Here is a 21,570-nt window from a genome sequence, read left to right on the forward strand (position 1 = left end):
CGGTCAGCGGCCGCCGTTGTAGGGGCCGTACGGGCCGTCGCTGCTGCTGCCGCCGCGGCGCGGGCCGCCGCCCGAGACCTGCTTGAGCGCGGGGCGGACGTCCACGAGGAACACGATCGTCGCGACGAGGCCCGCGATCTGGAGGAACAGCATCCCGAGGAAGAAGTCCACCAGCACGGTGACGCCGAGGATGACCATCCAGAAGGTCTTCGTCTGCTTGTCCGCGGCCCGGTAGGCGTCCTCCCTGGCCATCAGGGCGAAGACGAAGGCCACGACGGCCAGCGCCAGCATGGCGAACCCGAGCAGCGGGAGCACGCCGTTATCGAACCCGTTCATCAACATCGACTCGACCGCCTTCACACGTGCCCTGCCATGGCTGGTGCCTCTGCCTCCACGCTACCGGCACAGCACCCCTCATCCACCCCAACGGGCCGGACACCCCTCGGGTGCCCGGCTCCGTCGCGTTCAGCCCTCGACGCTCTCCTCGGCCTTCTTCGCCGGGGTCTTGCGCGTCGTGGTCCGGCGGGAGGCGGCCCTGTCGTCGGCCTGCGCCGCACCGGCCCCGCCGTCGACGGCGGCCGGCTGCGGGTCCGGCTCGACGGCGACCGCGATGTCGACGATCTCCTCCGAGACGTCGCCACGCCACTCGCGGACGGCCTGCTCGCCGCGCTCGGCCACCCGGTCGTAGGTCTCCTTGGCCTTCACCGCGTACTCGGCGGCCACTCCGACCCCGCGCATGGCGAGGTCCTGCGCGGTCTCGCCGATCTTCCTGGCGTCGATCGTGCCGAGGACCTCGGCGACCTTGGAGGTCACGACCTCCTGCGCCTCGCGGGCCTTCTGCTGCACGATCTTCGGGTCGGTGTTCTTCACCGCCTCGAAGCGGACGGGCGCCTCGACGCGCAGCTGCTCGATGAGGCCGGGCACCTTCTTGGCCTGCTCCAGCGCGATGTCGGCCGTGCCGGCGGCGAAGTAGAGGGGGGTCGGGTCGGCGAGGGTCTTCTTCAGGTCATCGGCGATGGCCATGTGGCTGGTCCTCCCGGATCACAGTTCGGTTCGTTGGGTGCTTCGTGGCGTCAGCGGACCCGCGGGGTCCGCGGGCGCTGCGCCGCCTTCCGGCTCCGCGCCGCCCGGCGCCTGCGCGGGGGCCGGTCCGGCCTCCTGCGCGTTCTCCTTGCGGAACGACTCGTAGACCTGGAGCAGCACCTGCTTCTGCCGCTCGCTGATGGACGGGTCGGCGAGTATGGCGGCCCGCGTCTCCACCTCGTCCCGGTCCCGCTCGTCCAGGATCCCGGCCTGCACGTACAGCGTCTCCGCGGAGATGCGCAGTGCCTTGGCCAGCTGCTGGAGGATGTCCGCGCTCGGCTTGCGCAGACCGCGCTCGATCTGGCTCAGGTACGGATTCGACACGCCGGCCGCGTCGGCCAGCTGCCGCAGCGAGAGCTGCGCCTGCCGCCGCTGCTCGCGGAGGTACTCGCCGAGATTGCCGACGTTGAGCGATGCCATGCGGTGATCCTGCCGCACCTTGCTAACTTTTGCAAGCAACCGCTTGCAGCATCTCCCACCCGCGGGGCTGCGCGTCCGTTGTGACTTCCAGCGTTGGCTGTCACATTCCAGCGCTTGTTGTCACGGCTGTGACGTGCAGAGCGGGTGCATAGGATCGCCGGCATGACGCTGCGACCTGTCCTGGTGAACATGAAGGCTCTTGATGACTCGGCGGTCGGCCGGTTCTGGGCAAAGGCGCTTGGCTGGAGCGTTAGCGGCGAGGGATCGGGCGCGACCGCCGCCAAACCCGTCGGCTTCGACTGGCTGGACCCGGTCGGCGTGTGCATCGACGTCATTGCCGTCCCGGAACCCAAGACGGCGACAAAGAATCGTGTGCACGTCGATCTCGCCACCACCTCTGCGGCCCATCAGACGGAGTTGGTCGCGCGTCTTGAAGCTCTCGGTGCGACGCCCGCCCAGGTGGGCCAGGGTGACGTGCCGTGGACGGTCCTCGCTGACCCGGAGGGCAACGAGTTCTGCGTGCTGGAGCCTCGGGAGATGTACCAAGACACCGGGCCGATCGCCCGGGTGGTGGTCGACTGCACGGATCCGCGAGCCATGGCCCGGTTCTGGGACGAGGCGATGGACTGGACCCTGCACGATGTGACGGATGACCATGCGGTGTGGCGCTCGGCCAAGGGTGTCGGCCCCTATCTTGAATTCCTCCGCTCGCCCGACGTGAAGACTGTGCCGGACCGCGTCCATCTTGACCTGGTGCCGGACCCTGGTGACGACAAGGAAGCGGAGGTCGCCCGACTGCAGGCCCTCGGCGCCGCCGACCTCGACGTCGGCCAGGGCGACGTCCCGTGGACGTGTCTTACCGACCCGGAGGGTCACGAGTTCTGCGTCCTCGCCCGGTCCTGACAGCCAGCGCTCGTCCGCGCAGCCGACCAGTCCGGCGTCGCGGCGTCGGCGGTCCCAGCGGACCAGCGTGCGGTAGCCGACCCGGTCCAGGCCCAGCAGCTTCGCCTGCCGGCGGTCCATGGACGCCAGTTCGGCGACCTTCGCCAGACGACGGGAGGTGAGTGTTGTGGTGGCCGGGTCGTACTCCGGCTTCGGCTCACCCGGACCAGGATGCAGCGGGTCGCCGCCGCGGAATCCGGTCTCCACCTCCAAGATGTGGGCCGGACGCAAGGCGGCGAGTTCCCGTCGTCCCGGCTCCAAGTCCTGCACTGTCTTCGGCTGCCGGCCCCGGCCGGATCCCTGAGCCGCGGTCCGGGACGAGGGGCGGCAGTTGGGATGGTTAGCCAGGAAGCGGAAGGTCGCCGGCTGCCGGATGCCGTCGTCGCGGACCAGGTGGACCCTGCCGAGTTCGGGCTCACAGCGTTCGACCGTCCATTCCCTGCCGTCCAGCACCAGGGCCGCACCCGGCGAGAGGTCCAGGACGGCCGCCGTCCTCATCACGCCTCCCCGGCGGGGTTGATCACCACGGACCGGTCACCGGACGCTCGGCCCAGGTCCGTGCCGAGACGCCGGTGCCAGAGCAGGTGCAGAAGCTGAGCACGAGCCAGCGGCGGATACGAGGTGGTGTCGGCGAGTTCCCCGAACGTGCCGCCCTCGCGAGCTGCCGCCACGAGCACCGGCCGTATCCCGAGCGGGTCGGACAGGGGCCGACGCTGAGAGGAGAAGGCATCGACCGCCACGGCAACATGATCCCTCCATCCCGCCGCGACGGTGTAGTGCCAGCCGCAGGCCAACGCGACCTCGGCGGTCGCAGCGAACGCCTCCAGATGCTCCGGCGCGATCAGCACCCGCGGCCGTACGTCGATCTGCCAGACGCCAGCCCGGGTCACCACCAGGAAGTCCGGAATGTGCCCCCTGCGTCCGGTCGCCGTGTCGAACAGCAGGTGCAGGGGCTGCGACAGCACGTCGACAAGGCCGGCCGCGAAGTAGAGGACCAGGAGCAGGCGGGCCTCCTCCAGACTCTCGGCCCCGTGATGACGGCCGGTACTGACGAGGAATTGCAGGTTGGGGCGATGACGCTGGGCCCATCGCCAGGAGAACCAACGCATCGGCGTGCCGTCCGCGATACGCGTGTGCGCCAGGTCCCGCACGGTGCGCGACACCTCGTCGCCCGCTGTCCGCCAGGTCGCCGTCCAACGGCGGGTCCACTCCGCCCCGAGATCCAGCCCGGTGCTGCCCGGCGCCACCGGCACCGGAACGAACAGGTCCTCCCACCAGCAGCTGTGCGACCACAGGCCACCGCCCCAAGCCGCAGCCGGGGACGGTGGCTGTACCGGGGAATGCGCTCCGTCCACACCACCACATGACCACCGCCGAGAACGCCAAGCGGGGGAGTCTCCGAACCTTGTGACAACTCGGCCTAGAAACGCCCGCACCTCTCGTATCGCCGTCGCCTCGGCCGTCCTCGGGGCCGGGTCGTGCTCGGCCTGGCCGGGGCGCTCGCGGCCAAGGGGGGCGGGGCGCCCTTCACGGCCGCCGGGGTCCTGTTCTCCGGGGGATGGCCCTGGGCCTGCTTCGGGGTCCTCGTCGGGTACGCCAGGCAGTCGAAGGCCGAGTCGGCCGTCCTCGCCCCGGCGGGGTTGGGCCTCGGGGTCGTCGTCTACTACCTGTGCAAGGCCTTCAGCCCCGTCGCGCCGATCGGAGTGGTCGTCTCCGGTGTGCCGCAGGCGCAGGTCAACTGGGCGGGGATGCTCGTGTGGGGTACCGCCGCCGTTCTCTTCGGCGCCCCGCTCGGCGTGTTGGGGAACCTGGCCCGGCACCCGGGCGTTGCGGGGCTCCCCTTCCGGCTGCTCGTGCCGCTGACCGCCTTCTACGAGACCTCCCTGCGGCTCGGCACCGAAGGGGCCGCCGGGTCGGTCGCCACGGCGGTCTGGAGCACCGTACGGGCGCTCGCCGTGCTCGCCGCCGTGGCCCTCGCCGGGCACACGGCGTGGCGGTGGCGGCGCCCGGCGGGCCCCCGCTGAGCAGCGGCGGCGCCCCGCCGGCACCCACTTTTTTGTGGGTACTGGGCAACCGCCCCGCACCGCGCCACCCTTGATCCGGGGGCCGGCGGCCGGCGGATCGGAAGGGAGGCACCCGGCTACGGGGCCGACTGCTCCCCCATGAGCCGCTCCAGCCTGCGGTGCCCCCAGTCGGACACCGGGCCGAGCGCGTCGGAGAGCTCGCGGCCGAAGGCGGTCAGCGAGTACTCGGTCTTCGGCGGCAGCACGTCGTGCACCTCCCGGTGCACGAGCCCGTCCGCCTGCATCTCGCGCAGCGCCTGCGTCAGCACCTTCTCGCTGAGGCCCGGCAGCTGCCGGCGCAGTTCGCCGGGCCGGCACGGGCCCGACTCCAGCAGCCAGAGCAGGGCCGTCTTCCACTTGCCGTCGATCACAGCGATGGCGGCGGTCACTCCGCACACCTCCGTGTCCCGGGCACGACCACGCGTCATGCGCCCCCCATTCCATCCGTCCACCCACGTACGGGAGCCGAACCATGTCCACGTCCACGTCCACGCAGCACACCGTCCCGCAGCCCTCCGACCAGTCTGCCGTGACGGTGCTCGGCCTGGGCCCGATGGGCCGCGCCCTGGCCGGCGCGTTCCTCGACGCGGGCCTGCGCACCACCGTCTGGAACCGGACGCCGGGCCGGGACGCGGAGCTGACGGCCCGCGGGGCGGTCGGCGCCCGCTCGCCCGAGGAGGCCGCCGCCGCGAGCGGGCTGACCGTGGTCTGCGTGGTGAACCAGGACGCCGCCGACGGCATCCTGCGCCGCGAGGCCGTCGCCGACGCGCTGCGCGGCCGGACGGTCCTCAACCTGACCGCCGACACCCCGCAGCGGGCCCGCGCCGCCGCCGACTGGGCCGCCGCGCACGGCGTCCGCTACCTCGACGGCGCGATCATGACGCCGAACACGACGATCGGCACCCCCGACGCGGTGTTCCTCCACTCCGGCCCGCAGGAGCTGTACCGGGAGCACCGGCCCGTGCTGGCCGTGCTCGGCGGCACCCACACCCACCTCGGCGAGGACATCGGCCGGGCGGCGGCGTACGACATCGCGCTCCTCGACGTCTTCTGGACGGCGATGGCCGGCTACGCGCACGCCCTGGCGGTGGCGCGGGCCGAGGGCATCACCGGCCGGGAGCTGGCCCCCTTCGCGCAGGGCATCGCCGCGATCCTCCCGCCGATCTTCGCGCAGACGGCCGAGGAGGCCGACGCAGGCGGCTACTCCGGCAAGGACAACCCCATCACCTCGGCGGCCTCCTCCATGGCGCACATCGTCGAGGCGTCCGAGGCACACGGCATCGACGCCGGGATGATGCGCGCGGCCGAGGGGTGGGCGCGCCGCGTCGTCGGCCTGGGCCACGGCACGGACGGGTTCATCCGGATCGCGGAACTCCTGGGCCGCCGCTGAGACCCGCCGGCCGCCCGTACGCGGACGTCCTGCGCCGGTACGAGAGGGCCAGCGCGCCCAGCAGCGGCCCCCAGGCGACCAGCGGCAGGTACAGGAGGCCGACCACGAGCGCGCCGTGCGGGGTCATGTCCGGGTGGGGCAGCGCCCACCACAGCGCGAACGGGGTCCAGGCGCAGGCCAGCAGGACGGCAGTCACGCCGGCCGCGGCGGCGACCGCGCGTGCCGGGAGGCGGCGGCCGCCCAGCCGCGGGATCCAGGCGGGCAGCACCACGCCCCAGGGCCGGACCAGGCCCAGCGCGAGCAGGGCGAGCAACTCGCTGCCGAGGGTGACGCCGAGCGCGTACGCCCGCCCCCAGCCGGGCAGGCCCGCCGCCGCGTACCCGGCCTCGGTGTACCCGGCCGTGAAGCCGGCGGCGAGCAGCAGCCGCCAGATGCCGGTGGGCAGCGTCAGCAGGGCGACGGCGTGTGCGGCGCGCACCGCCCAGCGGGGCGCGGCGGGTACGGGTACGGGGGCGGGTATGGGGGCGGAACCGCTGCGGCATGTCATGTACACCAGCGTGTCGGCGGGCCCCGCCCCGCGCGTCGGTCGCAGGTGCGGTCCCTCCCGCGCCTCCCGGCCGACCCCGCGGCGGCCGGCCTCCCCCGCCCGGGGGAGGCCGGCCCACGCGCGCGGGGGTTACGGCCCCTCCGCGCGCCGTCACAGGGTGCGCGTGGCGACGACCACCGTCGCCCAGAACTCCTCCGACTCGACCGTCCGCACGGCGAGGCCCGCCGCCTGAAGGGCCGCGGCCGTGTGCGGCGCCTGCCGTCCGCTCGTCTCGATGAGCAGCCGCCCGCCCGGCGCCAGCCAGTGCGGGGCGCCCGCCGCGATGCGCCGGTGGACGTCCAGCCCGTCCGGGCCGCCGTCCAGCGACACCGGCGGCTCGTGGTCGCGCGCCTCGGACGGCAGCAGCGCGATCTCGTCCGTCGGCACGTAGGGCGCGTTGGCGAGCAGGACGTCCACCCGGCCGCGCAGCTCCCCCGGCAGCGCCCCGTACAGGTCGCCCTCGTACACCCGCCCGCCGTACGGGGCGGTGTTGGCGCGCGCGTAGGCGAGCGCGCCCGGGTCGATGTCGGCGGCGTGCAGCTCGGTGCCGGCGCCCAGCCGGGCCGCGACCGCGGCGCCGACGGCGCCCACGCCGCAGCACAGGTCGAGGACCACCGCCTGCGGGCGGCCGTCCGCCGCGGCCAGCGCGACGGCCTCCTGCACCAGGAACTCGGTGCGCCTGCGCGGGACGAACGCCCCTGCGCCGACCCGCATGCGCAGCCCGCAGAACCCGGCCCAGCCGACGACGTGCTCCAGCGGCTCCCCGCCGGCCCGGCGGGCGACCAGCGCGGCCAGGACCGCCTCGTCACCGCCGGCCGCGGCCGTGAGCAGCGCCGCCTCCTCCTCCGCGAAGACGCACCCGGCGGCGCGCAGCGCAGCGACCGTCGCCTCCGCGACCGCCGGCTCCGCTTCCGCCGCTTCCCCTGCTTCCCCTGCTTCCTGCACGTCCCGCTCTCCCCGCATGCCGCTGCCCGTACCTTCCGTCCTCCCGCTCCCGCCGCCCCGCGCTCAGAACACGTCCGGGCACCACGGCCGCCGGGCCGTCCGGAACACCGCGTCCGCGAGGGCCAGCGCCCCCGGCCGCTCCTCGGCCACCCTCCCCAGCGCGCCGAGCCGTACCGCTGACTCGTCGCCGAGGTAGAGCGCGCCGAGCGCCGAGACGTCCAGGCTCAGGTCCGCGGCCTGGCGGGTGCGCGCGCACTCCCCCGTGCCCGCGTCCAGCCGGTAACGGCCGGCGGCCGGCCCGCCCGGGTCGCGGACCTCCAGGACGAGTGTCCCCGGCACCGCGTACGTCCGCGCACCGAGGGCCCGTACGACGTCCAGGACCCGCACCCACAGGAAGTCGGCGGCGGTCACCGGGCGCGCCGCGCGCGGGTCGGGCAGCAGGTGCGGCAGCAGGTCGTCGGGGGCGCGGTAGCCGCTGCGGACCTTCTGCACCCAGTCGATGGAGCACACGAAGTGCCACAGCGCCCGCTCGGCGGCCGGGGTCGCCGCGAGGAGGTCCCGGACCCGGACCGTGTTCATGGGCACCTTGGCGTCGGCCCAGACGTCGTCCGCGGTGTAGCGGACGAGGCCGGCGACCTCGCCGTCCGCCGTGCGGTAGACGGCCTGGAAGCCCTCCCGGTACGGGCGGTGCGAGAACGCCTCCAGCCCCGTCGCGAGGGCCCACCAGCGCTCGTCGCGGCTGACCATGCCGTGCCGCTCCCCGCGCAGCCGGTCGTGCAGGGCGGGGCCGACGCGGCGCACCTCGGCGGTGTCGACGAGGTCGATGCGTCCGCCGTCGCCGGTCCCGGACCGGCGGAGGTCGAGCCCGGCGCGCGGTACGTCGACCTCCCACTCGGTGATCGAGGCCGCGGGCCCGTACCCGTAGCGGCCGTAGATCGGGTACTCGGCGGCGATCAGCGTCGAGACGGTGTCGCCGCGCTCGGCGGACGCGGCGGCGTCGGCGGCGACCATGCGGGTCAGCAGGCCCTGCCGGCGGTGCGTGGGCAGCACGGTGACGTTGCTGAGGGCGCTGGAGACGACCGTCGCCCCGCCGGGGACGGTCAGCTCCTGCCGGAAGGAGCGCAGGGTGCCGACGCAGGCGCCGGTGTCGCGGTCGAAGGCGCCGATGATGCGGTCCGGGTCGCTGTGCCGGGCCCGCTGCGCGGCATCCGACTCCGTCACCGGGGAGGCCGTCAGGAAGCCGGTGCTGACCGTCTGCATCCACTGGGTCAGTTCGGAAGCGGCAATGGGCCGGACGTCAGCGCTCATGGGACGCCACGCTAGTGCGCCGTGCGCGCTGCCGTCGCCGGGATTTCCGCCGGGGGCTCCCGCGGCGGCAGCGGGAGCCTGCGGACCGCCGGCTCAGGCCAGGAGGTCGTCCACCTGGGCCTCCCCCTCCCGGTAGCGCCGGGTGATCTCGGCGCTGCAGTCGTCCGCGGTGCGCTGCAGCTGCTGTCTGCGGCGCGAGACCTGCTGCTCGTACCCCGTCAACCGGCCCATCGCCTCATGGAGTTCGGCGTCCGTGCGGGCCCCCAGGTCCGACAGCTCGACGTCGGACAGCATCTCCGCCGCCAGCACCCGGTACTCCTCTCCGCGCGGGGTGCCGAGCGTGACGTGCCGGGCGGAGGCGCTGCGGCTGGACGGCGCGTCCGCGAGGATCTCCGAGAGCCGGTCCACCACCGGCGCCTCGGGCGGCACGGGGGCCTCCGGGTCGCTGCGCCGGGCGAGTTCGGCGCGCAGGATGTCGATCCGGCCCTGCAGGAGCCGGCGGACGTAGCTGAGGTCGGCCTCCTCGCGCTGGGCCTCGCGGCGCAGTGCACGCAGTTCCGGCAGGCCGAGCGCGGTGGCGGGCGTGGTCGGCGCCTGCCCCGGCTCCTCAGCGCTGCGCTGCGCGGGCGGCCGTACCGTTCCGGCTGCCGGAGCGGCGGCGCCGGCAGGTGGTGCGGGTGGTGCGGGTGATGGTGGTGATGCAGGTACGGAGGTACCAGAAGTATTCATGTGAACGTGTCCGTCCCCTCGACCGGTGCATGGGCTCTCCCCCGTGCCCGCGTGACGCGTGGGGCCGGGGGGAAGCACCGCCTGCGTGCATCGTGCCACTCTCCGTGGTGCGGGCGCAGTCCTGCGCCACCCGTTCGGCCGCGGGGAAGTGCCCGCCTGGTACACAGGTGGTATGCGAGCAGTGGTGCAGAGGGTGGACGGCGCGAGCGTCGTCGTGGCCGGTGAGACCGTGGGCGAGATCGTCGGCGAGGGGCTGTGCGTCCTGGTGGGCGTCACCCACGACGACACCCCCGAGAAGGCGGCGCAGCTGGCCAGAAAGCTGTGGTCGGTGCGGATCCTGGAAGGCGAGAAGTCGTGCAGCGACGTCTCCGCGCCGCTCCTGGTGGTCTCGCAGTTCACGCTGTACGGCGACGCCCGCAAGGGCCGCCGCCCCACCTGGAACGCCGCCGCGCCCGGCGGCGTCGCGGAGCCGCTCGTCGACGAGGTCGTCGCGCAGCTGCGTGCGCTGGGGGCGACGGTGGCGACGGGCCGGTTCGGCGCGGACATGCGGGTCTCGCTGACGAACCACGGCCCGTTCACCATCGTCATCGACGTCTGACGGCGGTCCGCGCCTACGGGGCGACGACGACCTCCTGGGCGGCGGCCGTCGCCCCCGCCAGCAGCGGGGCGTCCACCGGCACGTTCCGCTTGACCAGGGCGAGCGCGATCGGGCCGAGCTCGTGGTGGCGGACCGCCGTCGTCACGAAGCCCAGCTGCCGGCCCTCCGCCCCGTCGGCGGCGAGCCTGACCGGCGCCCCGTGCGCCGGGAGGTGCACCTCCGAGCCGTCCAGGTGCAGGAAGACCAGGCGGCGCGGCGGCTTCCCCAGGTTGTGGACGCGGGCCACCGTCTCCTGCCCGCGGTAGCAGCCCTTCTGCAGGTGCACCGCGGTGCCGATCCAGCCCAGCTCGTGCGGGATGGTGCGGTGGTCGGTCTCCAGGCCGAGCCGCGGCCGGTGCGCCTCCACGCGCAGCGCCTCGTACGCGAGCAGGCCGGCTGCCGGCCCGTTTCCGGCCGCGAAGGCCTCCAGCTCGCCGCGGGGCAGGAACACGTCCCGGCCGTGCGGGGTCTCGCGTACGACGAGCTCCTTGTCGACCTCGGCGATGGACCCGGCGGGCAGGTGCACGACGGCGAAGTCACCGGTCCGGTCGGCGACTTCGACGCGGTAGAAGAACTTCATCGACTCCAGGTAGGCGATCAGCGCCTCCCCGGTGCCCGGCTCGACGTGCGCCCACACCGTCTCGCCGTCGTCGACGAGGTACAGCGCGTGCTCGATGTGCCCGTTCGCAGAGAGGATCAGCGCCTCGGTGGCCTGGCCGGGCGGGAGTTCCGTCACGTGCTGGGTGATCAGCAGGTGCAGCCAGCTCAGCCGGTCCGGTCCGGTGACGGCGACGACCCCGCGGTGCGAGAGGTCGACGAAGCCTCGGCCGTCGGCGAGTGCGCGCTGCTCGCCGTACAGCTCTCCGTAGTGGGCGGCGACGCCCTCGTCGCGGCCTTCGGCCTGTACGGCGCCGGGGAGGTTCAGCAGGGGGCTGGTCATGGGACCAAGCGTACGACCCCGTCAGGCGGGCTCGGCAGGGCGCTCGGCGGCGCACGCGCGACACAGGCCGAAGATCGCGAAGTGCTTCATGTCGGTGTCGAAGCCGAAGGCGCCGCGGAGCTTCTCGGTGAACTCGGCGGCGATGCCGACGTCCGCCTCGATCACCCCGGCGCACTCGCGGCACACCAGGTGGATGTGGTGGTGCCGGTCGGCAAGGTGGTAGGTCGGCGCCCCGTGCCCGAGGTGGGCGTGGGAGACGAGCTTCAGCTCCTCCAGCAGCTCCAGCGTCCGGTAGACGGTGGAGATGTTGACCCCGGAGGCGGTCTTGCGGACGTGCGCGAGGATGTCGTCCGGCGTCGCGTGGCCGAGGGCGTCCACGGCTTCCAGCACGAGCTGGCGCTGCGGCGTCAGCCGGTATCCGCGCTGCCGCAGGTCGCTCTTCCAGTCGGTGCCGGAGGCACGGTCGGGGCTTTCGGGGCTCACCACGGGCCCAGTGTAAGCGCGCGGCGGGGACCGCGGGCGGGCTGCCCGCGGTCCCCGCCGGGACGCGCTGCGGGGCCGGCCGGCGCACCGGCCGGCGGCGGATCAGCGGAAGAAGGCGATGCCGTCGTCGGGCATGTCCGGGAGGTTGCGCGCCATCTCGGCGACCTCCTCCGGGGTGACGACCTTCTTGAGCTGGGCCGACATGTAGGGGCGCAGCTCGACGTCCGGGGTGGCCTTCTCCCCGACCCACATCAGGTCGCTCTTGACGTAGCCGTAGAGGCGCTTGCCGCCGCTGTATGGGCCGGAGGCGGCGGTGCGGGCCACCGCGTCCGTGGCCAGGTCGATCTGCGGCTTCTGGTGGGCGAGCTCGCCGTACCAGACCTCGACGACGCCCTGGTCGCGCACCATGACGACCTCGATCCTGCGCTCGGCGTCGATGCGCCAGTAGCCGGACTCGGACTCCAGCGGCCGCACCTTGCGGCCCTCGGCGTCGAGGACCCAGGTGGACGAGGTGTACGCCAGGAAGTCCCGGCCGTCGTGGCTGAAGACGACCTCCTGGCCGAAGTTGCACTTCTCCTCACCCGGGAAGTCGAAGACGCCAGCGCCCTCCCAGGTGCCGAGGAGGAAGGCGAGGGGGACGAGGCCCGGGTTCAGGTCGGACGGGATCTGGATCATGAATGGCTGCTCAGGCGATCTGTGGGAGGGGGTTCCGGGTCCGGGGAGGCCGATCCGTGGATCAGCGCTGGCCCTGGTACAGCTTCTTCACGGCGAGGCCGGTGAAGGCCAGGACGCCGACGCAGACCAGGACGAGCAGGGAGGTGAAGAATGCCTCAAGCACGGGGGACTCCTCGGAGGTGTCGGTGTGGCGGGTACGGGCCGGTCCCCAAGCCTACTGTCCGCCCGCCCGCACCACTCCCCGAGGTGCCCCGCCCGCGCGGCCGGGGCGGCGCGGCGGCGCGGGCGGGGCGCGGTCAGCCGAGGAGCTGGCTCTGCAGGATGACCGTCTGGTGGAACGGGACGGACGCCACCCCGCCCCTGCGGGACTGGAACACGGCGGCCTGCACGTCACCCGACTGGATGCACCCGACCCGGACCTCCTCGTCCCCGACGGGCGCGGCCTCCGCGAACACGTCCACCTTGCCGTGCAGGGCCGGGTTGGGCTGGGCGAACTTCGCCTTCCTCCAGTCGGAGTCGTCCTCGATCCGGTTCACCCCGTTGACGTTCATGGTGCTGCCGCACCGGTCGGGGTCGTCGGCGAAGTCGGGGGCGGAGAAGCGCAGCAGGTAGACACGGGTGCGGCTGCCGTCGGGCATGGTCCAGGCGCGCCCGGCGATCTGGCGCAGGCCCTCGTCGGTGAACTCCTGCTTCATCCATGGACGATCATTCGTCGGGCGGGCGGCGCTTGCCGTCGAGCTCGTCCCACCACTCGTCCGACTTCGGGTCGCCCGAGGGGGCGTCCCACCAGCGGTCCTCGGGGCCGCGGCGGTTGGCGACCACCGCCGCGACCGGCGGGATCACCATCGCCACCACGCACAGGGCCACCGCGGCCTCGACCGACAGCAGCCGGACGAAGGACCAGGCCGAGACGAAGAGGAAGAGGCACACGCCCATCAGGACGAAGTAGATGCGGCGCCGGCGCGCGTACATGCCCCCAGCCTAGGGCCGCGACCGCCCGGCCGTCCGTGTCCCGGACGGCGCGGAGGGCCGCACCCCGCTCCAGTGGCGTCCAACCCCCTGGGGTGCGGCCCCCCGGCCGGTTCATGGGCTCCCGGTCGCGGGATCAGACCGCGATGGCCACGTCCGTCACGCCGCCGGCCTCGGAGACGACGACGGCGCGGTCCGCCTGGCCGCCGGGCACGAGGGCCCGCAGCGTCCACGAGCCGGTCGCCGCGTAGAAGCGGAACTGGCCGGTCGCGGAGGTCGGGACCTCCGCGGTGAACTCGCCGGTCGAGTCGAGGAGGCGGACGTAGCCGCTGACGGGCTCGCCGTCCTTGGTCACCTGGCCCTGGATGGCCGTCTCACCGGGCTTGAGGGTGGCGAGGTCGGGCCCGCCGATCTGTGCTCCGCACATGTGTCTCTGTCCTGTCCTGAGAGAAGTCGTTCTACCGGGCGTCGCGTGCCCTGATTACTTGCCTGCGCCCAGCTCGATCGGCACGCCGACGAGGGAGCCGTACTCGGTCCACGAGCCGTCGTAGTTCTTGACGTTCTCCTGGCCCAGGAGCTCGTGCAGCACGAACCAGGTGAGCGCGGAGCGCTCGCCGATGCGGCAGTAGGCGATGGTGTCCTTCGCCAGGTCGACCTGCTCGGTCTCGTAGAGGGCCTTGAGCTCCTCGTCGGACTTGAAGGTGCCGTCGTCGTTGGCGTTCTTCGACCACGGGATGTTGCGGGCGCTCGGCACGTGGCCGGGGCGCTGCGACTGCTCCTGCGGCAGGTGGGCCGGGGCGAGCAGCTTGCCGGAGAACTCGTCGGGCGAGCGGACGTCGACCAGGTTCAGGGTGTTGATGGCGGCCACGACGTCGTCGCGGAAGGCGCGGATCGAGGTGTCCTGCGGCTTGGCCTTGTACTCGGTGGCCGGGCGGTTCGGAACCTCGGAGCCGTCGACCAGGTCGCGGGAGTCGAGCTCCCACTTCTTGCGGCCGCCGTCGAGGAGGCGGACGTCCTGGTGGCCGTACAGCTTGAAGTACCAGTAGGCGTACGACGCGAACCAGTTGTTGTTGCCGCCGTAGAGGACGACGGTGTCGTCGTTGGAGATGCCCTTCGCGGAGAGCAGCTTCTCGAAGCCCTCCTGGTCGACGAAGTCGCGGCGGACCGGGTCCTGGAGGTCCTTCTTCCAGTCGATCCGGACGGCGCCGGCGATGTGGTTCTTGTCGTAGGCGGACGTGTCCTCGTCCACCTCCACGATGACGACGTTGGCGTCGTTCAGGTGGGCCTCGACCCAGTCGGCGTCGACGAGGACGTCGCTGCGGCTCATGGTTTCTCCTCCGGGGCAGTGTGCGGCGGGGCGGTGCGGGTGCTGCGGGCTGGCAGAGGTGCTGCGCTGCCGCGTGGGCGGCGGGGCAGGCGCTCGGGCGGCCGCTGGGCGCGGGGAGGCGTCAGCGGGCAGGCCGGGGCGGCTGCACTGCGGTCACGCGGGAAGTACGGTCGTCCGACGGGCGGAGCGGATGGCGCTCTCGGGTCACATGGATCGACAGAGCATGGCGGCGACGCGACACAGGTCTACTGCCCGTCGCTTCGTGAGGTCCGCCTGCTGATGCTTCATAGCCATGGATCGTAGGGAGGAACCGGCCGCCCTGTCACCGGTGTGTCATATACCGAGACGGAATCATCCGCATAGCGGGATCAGATGGCGTCCGGGCAGCTCCGCGGGGGCCCTCCGGACGCCCCGCGCAGGCCGCCTTTCTGCGGATCGGACCGTCCTGTCTCACGATCCGGCCAGGGAGACGTCCGTACCGCCCAGCTCCAGGCGGACGCCGGCCTCGTCGGAGGTCAGCCCCGTCAGCCGCAGCCCGGACGGCAGGCCGCCGTCGAGGCGGCGGTCGAAGTCGGTCTTGCGGCGCACGGCGCCCTCGATGCCGGGGATGCCCTCGCCGGGCACCTCGTCGGCCCGGACCCGGACGAGCTTGCCGCCGCCGTCGCCGCCCGCGTCGACGAGGCTGACGCTGGAGACCACGCTCCGCGTGAAGGTCCGGCCCAGCAGCTCCACCGAGGCGGTCACCTTCACCTTGTCCCGCTCCCCGCCGTATGCCAGCTTCACCCCGCTCTGCGAGGCCTGTGTCAGGTCCGGGTACGTGATCAGCGCCGAGCCCTCGGCGCTCTTCGCGGTGCCGCCGCCGTAGTCCGCGTCCAGCTTCACGCCGCGGAAGGTCGCGGCCAGCTCCGACAGGCGCGTCTTGCGGCCGTCGGCGACGGCGTCGACGCCGGTGACGCGTACGTCCACCCGGTTGAGCTCGTGGCTGAGCGCCTGGGTGAGGAAGGGGAAGCCGTGGATCTCGGCCTCCGCGGTGCCCGCCAGTCCCTGGCGGGCCCGTATTCGGTCGGCCAACCGGTCCTCGGCGTACCCGGCCGCGAACCGGTCGGCGGCCACGAACAGGCCGCCCAGCACCACTGCGACGAACACGACGACACGCAGGACGCGCACGTGCCTCTCCCCCCTCTAGACCCGGTACGTGCCCCCTAGTTGACCACGCGGGGGCGCCGCGGGGCCGCTGCCCGGGCCCGCGCGGCCCGGCGCGCCGTCAGCCGACCACCCGCCCCAGCAGGTAGACGGCCGGGGCGGCCGCCGCCAGCGGCAGCGCCACTCCGGCGGTCATGTGCACGAACTTCGACGGGTAGTCGTACGCCGCCACGCGCAGCCCGATCAGCGCGCACACCCCGGCGGCCAGGCCCAGCAGTGCCCCACCCGCGCCGATGGAGGTCAGTGCGCCGACGGCGATGCCGGAGCCGGCCGCCGCGGCCAGCGAGACGCCGGCCGAGGGCGCGGGCGGCAGGGGCAGCGCGCGGACGAACACGGCGACGGCCACGGCGACCGCGCCGACCGACACGGCGGCGGACCCGGCGGCCAGGAAGCCGGCGCACACGATGGCGAGGGCGGCGGAGGCCACCGAGGCCATGAGGCCGTACATCCGCTCGTCGGGGTCCGCGGCGCTGCGCAGCTGGAGGACCAGGGTCAGCAGCACCCACACGCCGAGGGTGCCGATGATCGCGCCGGGGCCGTGGACGGCGTCGACCGCGAGGACGGCGGCGTCCGCGACGAGCGCGCCGAGGAAGGCGAGGGCGATGCCCTGGCGGGCGGGCCACATGCCGTTCAGGCGGAACCACCCGGCGGCCGTGAGCCCCTGGAGGACGACGAGCGGGAGAAGCAGCGCGAGGTCGCCGAAGGGGGCGGCCGCGGCGAGCAGCAGGCCGAGCGCGGCGGTCAGCAGGGCCGACTGCGGGCCCGGGTCGATGATCGGCGAGAGGCCTTCCGCGCGGGCCTGTGCGGGGTCGACGGCGCGCATGGTGTTGCCGCCGAGGGTGGGCGGCGAGTACGCGGGATCCTCGCCCGGCGCCTGAGGCCCGCCGGGCTGCCCGGCGGGGCCGCCCGGCTGCGCGGCGCCGGGGGCGGCGGCCTGCGGTGCCGGGTCGGCGGCGGCCTGCGGGGGCAGGTAGGCGGTGGCCTCGGCCCAGCTCTCGGCACCCGGCGCGGCCCCGGCGGGGCCGGCGGCGGCCGGAGTCTCCTCACGGAACCAGCCGTCGGGGACGCCCGCACCCTCGCGCACTGGCGGCAGATAAGCAGTCTCGGCGGCTGCCGCGGCATCCTGCACCGGCGGCGGATACGGGGCCCCGGGAGCGGCAGCGTCCCGTACGGGCGGCAGGTACGCGGTCTCGGCGGCAGCGGCCGCGTCCCGGACCGGCGGCAGGTACGCCGTCTCGGCAGCGGCGGCCGCATCCCGGACCGGCGGCAGGTACGCGGTCTCGGCGGCTGGGGCCGCGTCCTGGACCGGCGGCAGGTACGCCGTCTCGGCGGCCCAGTCGTGGCCCGGCGCGGCCGCGGGGGCCGGAGCGGGGGCCGCGGGGGCCTCGTCGCGGAACCAGCCGTCCGGAACCGCGGGCTGCGCCGGGTACTGCGGCGCAGCCTGGGCCGGATAAGCCTGCGGGTAGGGGTTCTGGGACCAGTCCGCGGCGGGGGCCGGCTGCTGCGGGGCGGCCGGGGCGGCGGGGGACTCGTCCCGGAACCACCCCTCGGGGGCGACGGGCCGCTCCGGAGCCGACTGCCCCGGCAGCCCGCCGAGCGGCGGCTGCGGGGACTGCGCCTGCGGATGCAGGCCCGGCTCGGGCTGCTGCACGGGCTGGTACGCCGTGTCCCACGTCGGCGCCTGCCAGGTCTGGGTGCCGTACGGGTCGGCCTCGGGAACCGGCTGCTGCGCCCCGTACGCACCCGGCTGCTGCTGGTGCTGCGGCTGCTGCGGCTGCTGCGGCTGCTGCGGCTGCTGGTGCTGCGGGTACGACTGGTGGTGGTGCTGCTGCTGCTGCTCGGGGTGCTGCTGCCCGTACTGCCGGCGCTGCTGTTCGTCGGGAGTGCTCATCGTCTTCCGCTCACCCGCCCGCGAACGGCGGGAGCACCTCGACGGTGCCCCCCTCGGTCAGCAGGACGGCGTCGTGCGGGCGCTTGCCCACAGGCTCGTCGTTCACGAGGAAGGAGCAGCGCAGCAGCACCCGGGTCAGCTCCCCGGGATGCCGTTCGCGCACTGCGTCGAGCGCCTCGGCCAGTGTCCGCGCCGAGTACGGCTCCTCCGCCGTCCCGGACGCGGCCTTGGCCGCCGCCCAGTAGCGGATGGTTCCGGTTGCCACTGCAGCTCCTATCGTCGGCTCTCTACCGTCGGCCTCCATGATGGCCCCTCCCGCCCGCTGCTCCGGCGCGCCCGCACACGCCCTGCATGCGCCCCGCGCGCGCACCGGCGGCCCCCGCCCGCTGCGCCAAACATCCCCCGAACCCCCGAAAGCGGGGCATAGGCTGGTTCCGGAGGGTGGCACGGACCACAGAAGCGGAGTCGGCGAAGCCTCGGCCCGCCGCCGGGCGGTGGGCTATTCTGCTGGCGAAGGATCCGGGCAGCGCAGCCCCCGGGTCCTTTTGTGCTTTCGGCACGTTGATCGGGCCGGGAACAGTGACATCCGTGCGGGCCCCCGGGGCGCGGAGCCCGCACGGCCGCCGCACGCGCACCGCGCACCACGTACGAAGCAGTACCGCGAAAGTCCTCGACGGGACCGAGGAGGAACCGACGTGACGGACCAGCGAACCGTGCACCACCGACCGACCCGGGCAGGGGGTCGGGCATGAGCTCCCTCCTGCTGCTGACGAACGCCCTCCAGCCGTCCACCGAGGTGCTGCCGGCCCTGGGCCTGCTGCTGCACAGCGTGCGCGTCGCCCCCGCCGAGGGGCCCGCCCTGGTCGACACCCCCGGGGCGGACGTCATCCTCGTCGACGGCCGCCGCGACCTGCCGCAGGTCCGCTCGCTGTGCCAGCTGCTGCGCTCCACCGGGCCCGGCTGCCCGCTGATCCTCGTCGTCACCGAGGGCGGCCTCGCGGCCGTCACCGCCGACTGGGGCATCGACGACGTCCTCCTCGACACCGCCGGCCCCGCCGAGGTCGAGGCGCGGCTGCGGCTGGCCACCGGCCGCCGGCAGCTCGGCTCCGACGACTCCCCCATGGAGATCCGCAACGGCGACCTGTCGGTCGACGAGGCCACCTACTCCGCGAAGCTGAAGGGCCGGGTCCTGGACCTCACCTTCAAGGAGTTCGAGCTGCTGAAGTACCTGGCGCAGCACCCGGGCCGGGTCTTCACGCGCGCCCAGCTCCTCCAGGAGGTATGGGGGTACGACTACTTCGGAGGCACCCGGACGGTGGACGTGCACGTCCGGCGGCTGCGTGCGAAACTCGGCCCCGAGCACGAGTCGCTGATCGGGACCGTCCGCAACGTCGGGTACCGGTTCGTCACCCCGGAGAAGGTCGAGCGGGCCGCCGCCGAGGCCGCGGCGCAGGCCGCCGCGGCCCTTCCGGCGGAGGCCCGGTGAGGGCCTCCCCCGTATGGAGGAACCTCCTGTGATCGTCCGGTCGGCAGGACGGCCTGCCCAGAGGTAGGTCCCCCCGCGTAGACTCCCGGCGTGGCCAAGGTGACGCGGGATGACGTGGCGCGACTTGCGGGTACTTCGACCGCCGTCGTGAGCTACGTCATCAACAACGGACCCAGGCCGGTCGCCCCGGCCACGCGCGAGCGTGTCCTCGCCGCGATCAAGGAGCTGGGCTACCGTCCGGACCGGGTCGCCCAGGCGATGGCGTCGCGGCGCACCGACCTCATAGGCATGATCGTGCCCGACGCGCGCCAGCCGTTCTTCGCGGAGATGGCGCACGCGGTCGAGCAGGCCGCCGCCGAGCGCGGGAAGATGGTGCTCGTCGGGAACTCGGACTACCGGGACGAGCGGGAGGTCCACTACCTGCGGGCCTTCCTCGGCATGCGGGTGTCCGGACTGATCCTGGTCAGCCAGGGCATGAGCGAGCGGGCCGCCTCCGAGATCGAGGCCTGGGACGCGCGGGTCGTGCTGCTGCACGAGCGGCCCGAGGCCATCGACGACGTCGCGGTCGTCACCGACGACATCGGCGGCGCCCAGCTCGCCACCCGCCACCTCCTGGAGCACGGGCACGAGTACGTCGCCTGCATCGGCGGCATCGAGAACACGCCGTCGGTCGGCGACCCGGTCGCCGACCACGTCGAGGGCTGGCGCCGGGCCATGCTCGAATCCGGCCGGTCCGTCGAGGGCCGCCTCTTCGAGGCCCCCTACAACCGCTACGACGCCTACCGGGTCGCGCTGGAGGTCCTCTCCGGCCCGAACCGGCCGCCGGCGATCTTCTGCGCCACCGACGACCAGGCGATCGGCGTGCTGCGCGCAGCCCGCGAGCTGCGCATCGACGTGCCCGGCGAGCTGGCCGTCGCCGGCTTCGACGACGTGAAGGAGGCGGCGCTCACCGATCCGCCGCTGACCACGATCGCCTCGGACCGCCCGGCGATGGCCCGGGCCGCCGTCGACCTCGTGCTCGACGACGGGCTGCGGGTCGCGGGCTCGCGGCGGGAGCGGCTCAAGCAGTTCCCGTCCGCGCTGGTCGTGCGCCGCTCCTGCGGCTGCTCCTGACGCGGCCGCCGGACGCACCGCCGGCAACGCCGGATCCCCGTCCGGACGCATTTTTATATCGGGCATACGCGGTTCTGTCGGGCTTCTCAGCGGGAACTCAGAAAGCTCTCATGAACCGCGGCGAGAGTCGGTCCCATGACCGACAGCTTCCGCCGCGAAGGCGAGTACCCGCAGGAGAACCGCCCGTATCCGAGCGCGCCCCTCGACGGGGCCTACCCGCCGCCCGGCGGGGCCGCCGAACCGGCGCCCGGCTGGTACGAGGCGCACCGGCCCGAGGCCGTCCGCGGCGAGGCCGCGCCGCCCGCCGCCCCCGCGTACGCACCGCCCGGGTACGCACCGCCCGCTCCGCCGGCCCCTCCCGCCCCGCCGACTCCCTACGCCGCGGACGCGCTGCCCGATCCCGGAGCCGACGGCCCGCAGGGCCCGTACGGCCCGGCCCGCACGCGCCGCGGCAGGCGGCCGGCTCTGGTGCTGGCGGCCGTGGCGCTCGCCGCGGCCGTCGTCGGCGGGGCCACCACCGCCGGCGTGCAGCAGCTGCTCGCCGAGCGGGCCGGCCTCTCCGGCACCGGCTTCCCCGGCACGAACGTCTCGCAGTCCGCCGGCGGCACGGTCGCGGGCGTCGCCGAGCAGGTCAGCCCGTCCGTCGTGCGGATCGACACGCGCACCGGCTCGGGCCAGGGCACCGGCTCGGGCGTGATCATCAGCGCGGACGGCGAGGTCGTCACCAACAACCACGTCATCAACGGCGCCTCCGAGATCCAGGTCACCCTCAGCAACGGCAGGAAGCTGGCCGCGAAGACCGTCGGCACCGACCCGGACAAGGACCTCGCCCTGATCAGGATCGAGGGCGCGAGCGGCCTGAAGCCCGCCCGGCTCGGCAACTCCGACGGCCTCAAGGTCGGCGACGAGGTGGTCGCCATCGGCTCCCCCGACCGCCTGACCGGCACCGTCACCAGCGGGATCGTCTCCGCCCTGAACCGCGAGGTGAACGTCCCGAAGTCCGAGCAGCCCCCGCAGCGGCAGCAGCGCGGCGACGGCGGCTGGCCGTTCTCCTTCGACGGCCGCCAGTTCAACGGGAACACCGGCTCGAACACCACCTCCTACAAGGCCATCCAGACGGACGCCTCCCTCAACCCCGGCAACTCCGGCGGCGCCCTCGTCAACATGAACGGCGAGATCGTCGGGATGCCGTCGGCGATCTACTCGCCGGCGAGCGACAGCGCCGCCGCCGGAAGCGTCGGCCTCGGCTTCGCGATCCCCGTCAACACCATCAAGGCCGACCTGCCCTCCCTGCGCCAGGGCGGCGCCGGCGGCAGCGGCGGCGCGGGCTCCGCGGACGGCTTCGGCACCTCCTTCTAGCAGTGGCGGAGCCGCCCGCGG

The 21,570-nt window shown here is 73.9% G+C and carries 27 protein-coding genes; 7 read left to right on the forward strand and 20 right to left on the reverse strand.

Features of this window, described 5'->3' with window-relative positions; genetic code table 11:
* Positions 1 to 3: 3 nt before the first annotated feature.
* The 3 genes from C0216_RS29090 to C0216_RS29100 all read right to left on the reverse strand — a co-directional run bounded on the left by C0216_RS29090 (position 4) and on the right by C0216_RS29100 (position 1,503).
* Positions 4 to 342: a DUF2516 family protein gene (locus tag C0216_RS29090; RefSeq protein ID WP_114059008.1), complete on the reverse strand. Its 339-nt coding sequence runs from the start codon at positions 340 to 342 to the stop codon at positions 4 to 6.
* Between the two features lie 123 nt (positions 343 to 465).
* Positions 466 to 1,023 carry a hypothetical protein gene (locus C0216_RS29095; RefSeq protein ID WP_114058110.1) on the reverse strand — a complete coding sequence of 186 codons (558 nt, stop codon included), beginning with the start codon at positions 1,021 to 1,023 and terminating at the stop codon, positions 466 to 468.
* A gap of 18 nt (positions 1,024 to 1,041) precedes the next feature.
* Positions 1,042 to 1,503 (reverse strand): helix-turn-helix domain-containing protein, encoded by a 462-nt coding sequence (locus C0216_RS29100; RefSeq protein ID WP_114058111.1) that lies wholly within the window; start codon positions 1,501 to 1,503, stop codon positions 1,042 to 1,044.
* A gap of 162 nt (positions 1,504 to 1,665) precedes the next feature.
* Between C0216_RS29100 and C0216_RS29105 the strand changes: the two genes are divergently transcribed.
* Positions 1,666 to 2,406 carry a VOC family protein gene (locus tag C0216_RS29105; RefSeq protein ID WP_114058112.1) on the forward strand — a complete coding sequence of 247 codons (741 nt, stop codon included), beginning with the start codon at positions 1,666 to 1,668 and terminating at the stop codon, positions 2,404 to 2,406.
* A 536-nt stretch (positions 2,407 to 2,942) separates the two neighbouring features.
* Here C0216_RS29105 and C0216_RS29115 read toward each other — a convergent pair.
* Positions 2,943 to 3,698 carry a hypothetical protein gene (locus C0216_RS29115; protein ID WP_246042732.1) on the reverse strand — a complete coding sequence of 252 codons (756 nt, stop codon included), beginning with the start codon at positions 3,696 to 3,698 and terminating at the stop codon, positions 2,943 to 2,945.
* A gap of 225 nt (positions 3,699 to 3,923) precedes the next feature.
* Between C0216_RS29115 and C0216_RS29120 the strand changes: the two genes are divergently transcribed.
* Complete coding sequence (locus C0216_RS29120; protein WP_246042733.1) at positions 3,924 to 4,469, forward strand: hypothetical protein; 546 nt, start codon at positions 3,924 to 3,926, stop codon at positions 4,467 to 4,469.
* 116 nt (positions 4,470 to 4,585) lie between these two features.
* On the opposite strand, the gene C0216_RS29125 is transcribed toward C0216_RS29120, so the two are convergent.
* Positions 4,586 to 4,936, reverse strand: a complete 351-nt coding sequence (locus C0216_RS29125; RefSeq protein ID WP_114058113.1) for a winged helix-turn-helix transcriptional regulator — start codon at positions 4,934 to 4,936, stop codon at positions 4,586 to 4,588.
* Between the two features lie 44 nt (positions 4,937 to 4,980).
* On the opposite strand from C0216_RS29125, the gene C0216_RS29130 reads away from it, so the two are divergent.
* Positions 4,981 to 5,898, forward strand: coding sequence for an NAD(P)-dependent oxidoreductase (locus C0216_RS29130; RefSeq protein ID WP_114058114.1), 918 nt, complete (start codon positions 4,981 to 4,983; stop codon positions 5,896 to 5,898).
* On the opposite strand, the gene C0216_RS29135 is transcribed toward C0216_RS29130, so the two are convergent.
* The 4 genes from C0216_RS29135 to C0216_RS29150 form a co-directional block, all read right to left on the reverse strand.
* The gene (locus C0216_RS29135; RefSeq protein ID WP_114058115.1) at positions 5,864 to 6,445 is read right to left on the reverse strand and encodes a hypothetical protein; all 582 of its coding nucleotides are present in this window, start codon (positions 6,443 to 6,445) and stop codon (positions 5,864 to 5,866) included. The two genes, C0216_RS29130 and C0216_RS29135, sit on opposite strands and share 35 nt — an antisense overlap.
* Positions 6,446 to 6,595: 150 nt before the next feature.
* The gene (locus tag C0216_RS29140) at positions 6,596 to 7,429 is read right to left on the reverse strand and encodes a putative protein N(5)-glutamine methyltransferase (RefSeq protein ID WP_428985471.1); all 834 of its coding nucleotides are present in this window, start codon (positions 7,427 to 7,429) and stop codon (positions 6,596 to 6,598) included.
* A 63-nt stretch (positions 7,430 to 7,492) separates the two neighbouring features.
* Entirely contained in the window at positions 7,493 to 8,737 is a 1,245-nt protein-coding gene (locus C0216_RS29145) for a GNAT family N-acetyltransferase (RefSeq protein WP_114058117.1), read from the reverse strand.
* 93 nt (positions 8,738 to 8,830) lie between these two features.
* Entirely contained in the window at positions 8,831 to 9,466 is a 636-nt protein-coding gene (locus C0216_RS29150) for an AmfC protein (RefSeq protein WP_114058118.1), read from the reverse strand.
* A gap of 172 nt (positions 9,467 to 9,638) precedes the next feature.
* Between C0216_RS29150 and dtd the strand changes: the two genes are divergently transcribed.
* The gene (gene dtd, locus C0216_RS29155) at positions 9,639 to 10,064 is read left to right on the forward strand and encodes a D-aminoacyl-tRNA deacylase (RefSeq protein ID WP_114058119.1); all 426 of its coding nucleotides are present in this window, start codon (positions 9,639 to 9,641) and stop codon (positions 10,062 to 10,064) included.
* Between the two features lie 13 nt (positions 10,065 to 10,077).
* On the opposite strand, the gene C0216_RS29160 is transcribed toward dtd, so the two are convergent.
* The 11 genes from C0216_RS29160 to C0216_RS29210 all read right to left on the reverse strand — a co-directional run bounded on the left by C0216_RS29160 (position 10,078) and on the right by C0216_RS29210 (position 17,856).
* Positions 10,078 to 11,043, reverse strand: a complete 966-nt coding sequence (locus tag C0216_RS29160; RefSeq protein ID WP_114058120.1) for a YgfZ/GcvT domain-containing protein — start codon at positions 11,041 to 11,043, stop codon at positions 10,078 to 10,080.
* A 21-nt stretch (positions 11,044 to 11,064) separates the two neighbouring features.
* Positions 11,065 to 11,529 (reverse strand): Fur family transcriptional regulator, encoded by a 465-nt coding sequence (locus C0216_RS29165; protein WP_174250484.1) that lies wholly within the window; start codon positions 11,527 to 11,529, stop codon positions 11,065 to 11,067.
* Between the two features lie 99 nt (positions 11,530 to 11,628).
* A complete protein-coding gene (locus C0216_RS29170; RefSeq protein WP_114058122.1) occupies positions 11,629 to 12,201 on the reverse strand; it encodes an FABP family protein in 573 nt (190 codons plus the stop codon).
* Between the two features lie 296 nt (positions 12,202 to 12,497).
* Positions 12,498 to 12,896 (reverse strand): hypothetical protein, encoded by a 399-nt coding sequence (locus C0216_RS29180; protein ID WP_114058123.1) that lies wholly within the window; start codon positions 12,894 to 12,896, stop codon positions 12,498 to 12,500.
* Between the two features lie 10 nt (positions 12,897 to 12,906).
* Complete coding sequence (locus tag C0216_RS29185; protein ID WP_114058124.1) at positions 12,907 to 13,173, reverse strand: DUF3099 domain-containing protein; 267 nt, start codon at positions 13,171 to 13,173, stop codon at positions 12,907 to 12,909.
* 133 nt (positions 13,174 to 13,306) lie between these two features.
* Positions 13,307 to 13,597 (reverse strand): DUF1416 domain-containing protein, encoded by a 291-nt coding sequence (locus tag C0216_RS29190; protein ID WP_114058125.1) that lies wholly within the window; start codon positions 13,595 to 13,597, stop codon positions 13,307 to 13,309.
* A gap of 54 nt (positions 13,598 to 13,651) precedes the next feature.
* Complete coding sequence (locus C0216_RS29195) at positions 13,652 to 14,497, reverse strand: sulfurtransferase (protein WP_114058126.1); 846 nt, start codon at positions 14,495 to 14,497, stop codon at positions 13,652 to 13,654.
* Positions 14,498 to 14,701: 204 nt separating this feature from the next.
* Complete coding sequence (locus C0216_RS35405) at positions 14,702 to 14,791, reverse strand: Ms5788A family Cys-rich leader peptide (RefSeq protein ID WP_350875872.1); 90 nt, start codon at positions 14,789 to 14,791, stop codon at positions 14,702 to 14,704.
* Between the two features lie 156 nt (positions 14,792 to 14,947).
* Positions 14,948 to 15,664, reverse strand: coding sequence for an LmeA family phospholipid-binding protein (locus C0216_RS29200; RefSeq protein WP_114058127.1), 717 nt, complete (start codon positions 15,662 to 15,664; stop codon positions 14,948 to 14,950).
* Between the two features lie 97 nt (positions 15,665 to 15,761).
* Positions 15,762 to 17,591, reverse strand: a complete 1,830-nt coding sequence (locus C0216_RS29205; protein ID WP_246042734.1) for a hypothetical protein — start codon at positions 17,589 to 17,591, stop codon at positions 15,762 to 15,764.
* Between the two features lie 10 nt (positions 17,592 to 17,601).
* On the reverse strand, positions 17,602 to 17,856 hold the full coding sequence (locus C0216_RS29210) for a MoaD/ThiS family protein (protein WP_114058128.1): 255 nt from the start codon (positions 17,854 to 17,856) through the stop codon (positions 17,602 to 17,604).
* A 483-nt stretch (positions 17,857 to 18,339) separates the two neighbouring features.
* On the opposite strand from C0216_RS29210, the gene C0216_RS29215 reads away from it, so the two are divergent.
* The 3 genes from C0216_RS29215 to C0216_RS29225 all read left to right on the forward strand — a co-directional run bounded on the left by C0216_RS29215 (position 18,340) and on the right by C0216_RS29225 (position 21,549).
* Positions 18,340 to 19,077, forward strand: a complete 738-nt coding sequence (locus C0216_RS29215) for a response regulator transcription factor (RefSeq protein ID WP_114058129.1) — start codon at positions 18,340 to 18,342, stop codon at positions 19,075 to 19,077.
* A 90-nt stretch (positions 19,078 to 19,167) separates the two neighbouring features.
* A complete protein-coding gene (locus C0216_RS29220) occupies positions 19,168 to 20,190 on the forward strand; it encodes a LacI family DNA-binding transcriptional regulator (RefSeq protein ID WP_114058130.1) in 1,023 nt (340 codons plus the stop codon).
* A 135-nt stretch (positions 20,191 to 20,325) separates the two neighbouring features.
* Positions 20,326 to 21,549 (forward strand): S1C family serine protease, encoded by a 1,224-nt coding sequence (locus C0216_RS29225; RefSeq protein WP_114058131.1) that lies wholly within the window; start codon positions 20,326 to 20,328, stop codon positions 21,547 to 21,549.
* The last annotated feature ends 21 nt before the right edge of the window (positions 21,550 to 21,570 follow it).

The organism is Streptomyces globosus (assembly GCF_003325375.1).
Taxonomy (GTDB): Bacteria; Actinomycetota; Actinomycetes; order Streptomycetales; family Streptomycetaceae; genus Streptomyces; species Streptomyces globosus_A.

Bases quoted from the DNA above. Each gene is read 5' to 3' on its own strand.
- C0216_RS29225 (WP_114058131.1), top strand. From the start codon at position 20,326: ATGACCGACAGCTTCCGCCGCGAAGGCGAGTACCCGCAGGAGAACCGC.
- C0216_RS29105 (WP_114058112.1), top strand. From the start codon at position 1,666: ATGACGCTGCGACCTGTCCTGGTGAACATGAAGGCTCTTGATGACTCG.
- C0216_RS29100 (WP_114058111.1), bottom strand. From the start codon at position 1,503: ATGGCATCGCTCAACGTCGGCAATCTCGGCGAGTACCTCCGCGAGCAG.
- C0216_RS29095 (WP_114058110.1), bottom strand. From the start codon at position 1,023: ATGGCCATCGCCGATGACCTGAAGAAGACCCTCGCCGACCCGACCCCC.
- C0216_RS29190 (WP_114058125.1), bottom strand. From the start codon at position 13,597: ATGTGCGGAGCACAGATCGGCGGGCCCGACCTCGCCACCCTCAAGCCC.
- C0216_RS29130 (WP_114058114.1), top strand. From the start codon at position 4,981: ATGTCCACGTCCACGTCCACGCAGCACACCGTCCCGCAGCCCTCCGAC.
- C0216_RS29135 (WP_114058115.1), bottom strand. From the start codon at position 6,445: ATGACATGCCGCAGCGGTTCCGCCCCCATACCCGCCCCCGTACCCGTA.
- C0216_RS29160 (WP_114058120.1), bottom strand. From the start codon at position 11,043: ATGACCAGCCCCCTGCTGAACCTCCCCGGCGCCGTACAGGCCGAAGGC.
- C0216_RS29185 (WP_114058124.1), bottom strand. From the start codon at position 13,173: ATGTACGCGCGCCGGCGCCGCATCTACTTCGTCCTGATGGGCGTGTGC.
- dtd (WP_114058119.1), top strand. From the start codon at position 9,639: ATGCGAGCAGTGGTGCAGAGGGTGGACGGCGCGAGCGTCGTCGTGGCC.
- C0216_RS29205 (WP_246042734.1), bottom strand. From the start codon at position 17,591: ATGAGCACTCCCGACGAACAGCAGCGCCGGCAGTACGGGCAGCAGCAC.
- C0216_RS29215 (WP_114058129.1), top strand. From the start codon at position 18,340: ATGAGCTCCCTCCTGCTGCTGACGAACGCCCTCCAGCCGTCCACCGAG.
- C0216_RS35405 (WP_350875872.1), bottom strand. From the start codon at position 14,791: ATGGCTATGAAGCATCAGCAGGCGGACCTCACGAAGCGACGGGCAGTA.
- C0216_RS29180 (WP_114058123.1), bottom strand. From the start codon at position 12,896: ATGAAGCAGGAGTTCACCGACGAGGGCCTGCGCCAGATCGCCGGGCGC.
- C0216_RS29090 (WP_114059008.1), bottom strand. From the start codon at position 342: ATGTTGATGAACGGGTTCGATAACGGCGTGCTCCCGCTGCTCGGGTTC.
- C0216_RS29145 (WP_114058117.1), bottom strand. From the start codon at position 8,737: ATGAGCGCTGACGTCCGGCCCATTGCCGCTTCCGAACTGACCCAGTGG.
- C0216_RS29150 (WP_114058118.1), bottom strand. From the start codon at position 9,466: ATGAATACTTCTGGTACCTCCGTACCTGCATCACCACCATCACCCGCA.
- C0216_RS29125 (WP_114058113.1), bottom strand. From the start codon at position 4,936: ATGACGCGTGGTCGTGCCCGGGACACGGAGGTGTGCGGAGTGACCGCC.
- C0216_RS29170 (WP_114058122.1), bottom strand. From the start codon at position 12,201: ATGATCCAGATCCCGTCCGACCTGAACCCGGGCCTCGTCCCCCTCGCC.
- C0216_RS29195 (WP_114058126.1), bottom strand. From the start codon at position 14,497: ATGAGCCGCAGCGACGTCCTCGTCGACGCCGACTGGGTCGAGGCCCAC.